Consider the following 619-nt stretch of genomic DNA (forward strand, 5'->3'; position numbering starts at 1 on the left):
TCACCACAGGCAAAGAGCGCTGGTTTACCCTTGCTGTCGCGGCCAAAGACAAGGGTGTGATTGAAACCCGCGACGACACTCTCCAGTGAGTTGAGGTCTTGAGGAAGTTCGAGGCGCTGCAGGCTGCTCCGGTCGTTTTTATCCCCAAGCCCCAGTTGGCCGTAAAAGTTCAATCCACAGGCAAAGAGCAGTGGTTTTCCGAGGCTGTCGCGGCCAAAGACAAGGGTGTGGTTACTACCTGCGACGACACCATCCTGTGAGTTGAGTGCTTCAGGAAGCCTTACTGGCTGGAGGCTATTCTGGTTGTAATTATCCCCCAGCCCCAATTGGCCATACTCGTTATATCCACAGGCAAAGAGCAGTGGTTTGCCCAAGCTGTCGCAGCCAAAGACAAGGGTGTGAGAGTTCCCTGCGACGACACCCTCCAGTGAGCATATTTCTTTGGGAATCTCAAGGCGCTGCAAGCTGCTCTGGTTATTTTTATGCCCCAGTCCCAGCTGGCCATTCTCGTTACATCCACAGCCATAGAGCCTGGGCTTGCCTCGGTATTGCGTCAAAATAAAGGTGGTAGTTAAGCCTGCAGATACCATGATTCCACGGCGAGAAATTTTTCTTTCTG

The 619-nt window shown here is 52.7% G+C and carries 1 protein-coding gene; it reads right to left on the reverse strand.

The genetic code is table 11. The features are described 5' to 3' along the window. On the reverse strand, window positions 1-619 hold a 619-nt coding region (locus Lwal_RS14850; RefSeq protein WP_476645820.1), incomplete at both ends, for an RCC1 domain-containing protein.

The sequence above is a fragment of the Legionella waltersii genome (assembly GCF_001468085.1).
In the GTDB taxonomy this organism is placed as follows: domain Bacteria; phylum Pseudomonadota; class Gammaproteobacteria; order Legionellales; family Legionellaceae; genus Legionella; species Legionella waltersii.